We start from the raw sequence: 2,439 nt of genomic DNA, 5'->3' as shown, positions 1-2,439 counted from the left end.
GGGCAACAAGCCGCCGGCCTTTGATCTCCTGTACTGGAACAGCGATGGCACCCGCATGACCCGGGCCGCCCATAGCTGGTACCTGCGCAATACCTATGTTGAGAACAATCTGATCCAGCCGGGCAAGATCACGCTCAAGGACGAGGCGCTTGATCTCGGCCGCATTCGCCAGGCTACCTATGCCGTGGGGGCGGAGAAGGATCACATCGTGCCCTGGGACGCAGCTTGGCGCGTCACACAGCTGTTTGGCGGTGAGGTGCGGTTCGTGCGTGCCTCCAGCGGTCATATCGCAGGGATCGTCAATCCTCCCGGTGGCAAAGGCGCCTATTGGACCAAAGAGGCCGGTGATGCGCCGGCCACCACCCCCGAGCAGTGGCTGCAGAGTGCGACGCGCCACGAGGGGAGCTGGTGGCCGGACTGGACGGCATGGCTTTCTGCCCGCTCGGGCCGGAAAAGCGCACCACCACCCATGGGCAGCGCGAAGTACCCACCCCTGCTGGATGCGCCCGGCACCTATGTGATGGAAAAGTAGGTCGGTGGAGGCAAACTCTACAAAGGCATCTACATTATCCAATTGCCAGACTTTGACTGCATCAGCTCACCCCGCGCACCGGATTGCTCGGCTATGGAGTATTCTGGAACCATTCACCAGAACAGCCGTTGACCCATGCTGCAGTGCAGCATACTGTCTCGATTGCTCTGTTGTGCGAGCTATTCCACAGAGCGCGAGCCGCCGGGCCAAGCGTTGCATTATAGGCCTATTCCAATCCGCTATTGATGCGATTACCGGCTCAGTGCTGAAACATGCGCGAGCCACACGCATCTGCCGTTCACGTGAGGGACTATGACAACAATCCGCCAACTGATTCAGACCAGCCCAGCCCGCGCCAACGAACTCTTCGCCAAGCTCGTCGACACCTCCGAAACCGCCGTGAAGACCCGTGAGAAGCTGTTCGCTGATCTCAAGGAGGAGTTGGAGCTGCTTGCAAGCCTTGAGGAACAGCACCTGTTTCCGGTGCTACGCAAGCACAAGGACTTGAAGGACCTCGTGCGTGAGGCTCTCAGCGACAACAAAGCGACCCGCAAGCTTCTGACAGAGCTTGATCATACGCCGAAGGAGAGCGAGGAGTTCGCCACGCGAGTGGCCGAGCTCAGGCGGGTGTTCCAGCAGCATGTCCGGGATGACAAGAAGGAATTCCTCCCGGCTGTTCTGAAGGCTCTGAGCGATGAGGAAGCTGAAGCCGTGGTCGAGCGGATCGAAGCCGAAAAGGCTGAGATTGAGGAGGCGAAGCGGGCTGAGGCTGAGGAGCGTCGCGCCGAAGTCCGCCGCGAGCGCGAGAAGGCTGAGGCCCAGCAGGCCAGGATCGAGGCCGCTGAGCGCGCAGAGGCGGAGGAGCGTCGCGCGGTAGCCCGCCGGGAGCGCGAGGAAGCCAAGCGTGTGCAGCAGGCAGCCGAGACGGTTGTAAATACCGCCTGGGCGGCTCCAAAGGCAGCCCAACAGACTGCGAAGTCAGCACAAGTGGTGGCACAAACCAGCGTCAGCACTGTCGTGGAGGTAGCGCAGCGCACGACAGACCAAGTCACCGAAGTGTTCGGCGCAGCCCGCCAGTGCACTCAGGAGCTGACCAAGCGTGCGACGCAGAACCTGCAGGTTGTTACCCAGTCCAGTGCCATTCTGGCACGTGGGATTCAGGAGGCTTCAGGCGAGTGCCTGGAGATGGTTCAGGAACGGGTGCAAAAGAACCTGGATGGAGTGAATGCGCTGGTTCGCTGTCGGAGCCTCCCGGAGTTCTTGGCGGTGCAAAGCTCGCTCTTGCGCGACAATCTGGAGCTGACCCTCACCAACAGCCGCCGGATAGCGGAGTTTTCCACCCGTGTCGCCGAGACTGCGACCAGGACCGCCACAGCTGAAGCCATTCGGAATGTCGATCGCGCGGCGTAGCCCTACCTGATTGGCCCCATAGCGATGCGCCCCTGGCCCAGAGTCAGGGGCGTTTGCATATTCAGGTCTCGTACGACACTAAGGATTGGCAGCCTACTGTTGACGCTGGAGCAAGATGTCAGATGAAGATCACCATGGATGTGGAGTGCACGCCTGAGGAGGCACGAGCCTTTCTGGGACTGCCGGACGTGAAGCCGATGCAGGAACAGCTCATGCGAGAGGTGCAGGACCGCATGACCGCGAACATCCGGGCGATGGAGCCTGAAGCCATGCTGAGAACCTGGCTGCCCGCCACCCTCAAAGGATTCGAGCAGATGCAGGAGATCTTTATGTCCCAGATGACCGGGAAAAAACGAGAGTAAGTGTAAAGTGAAGTAGTTTGGACTTAATCTGACAGACGGTGTCGTTAGGCTGAGGCATGAGCCGAGGCCGGGCGCGGAGTGGTCGGGGTGCGCAGCGCCCGGCCTCGGGGTTCACAAGGAACATCGTCATGACCA

Annotated in this window: 2 protein-coding genes and 1 pseudogene; all 3 read left to right on the top strand. The window is 60.6% G+C overall.

The annotated features are described in order from the left end of the window. Positions 1 to 532: pseudogene (locus tag FS320_RS46735) on the top strand (class I poly(R)-hydroxyalkanoic acid synthase); the annotation flags it as partial. 312 nt (positions 533 to 844) lie between these two features. Then, the gene (locus tag FS320_RS41755; RefSeq protein WP_152718440.1) at positions 845 to 1,942 is read left to right on the top strand and encodes a phasin family protein; all 1,098 of its coding nucleotides are present in this window, start codon (positions 845 to 847) and stop codon (positions 1,940 to 1,942) included. Positions 1,943 to 2,064: 122 nt separating this feature from the next. Next, positions 2,065 to 2,304: a DUF6489 family protein gene (locus FS320_RS41750; protein ID WP_152718439.1), complete on the top strand. Its 240-nt coding sequence runs from the start codon at positions 2,065 to 2,067 to the stop codon at positions 2,302 to 2,304. The last annotated feature ends 135 nt before the right edge of the window (positions 2,305 to 2,439 follow it).

Source organism: Microvirga tunisiensis (assembly GCF_009296175.1).
Lineage (GTDB): Bacteria > Pseudomonadota > Alphaproteobacteria > Rhizobiales > Beijerinckiaceae > Microvirga > Microvirga tunisiensis.
The sequence above is the reverse complement of the archived record's forward strand: the minus strand, read 5'-3'. Positions and strand labels throughout refer to the sequence as shown.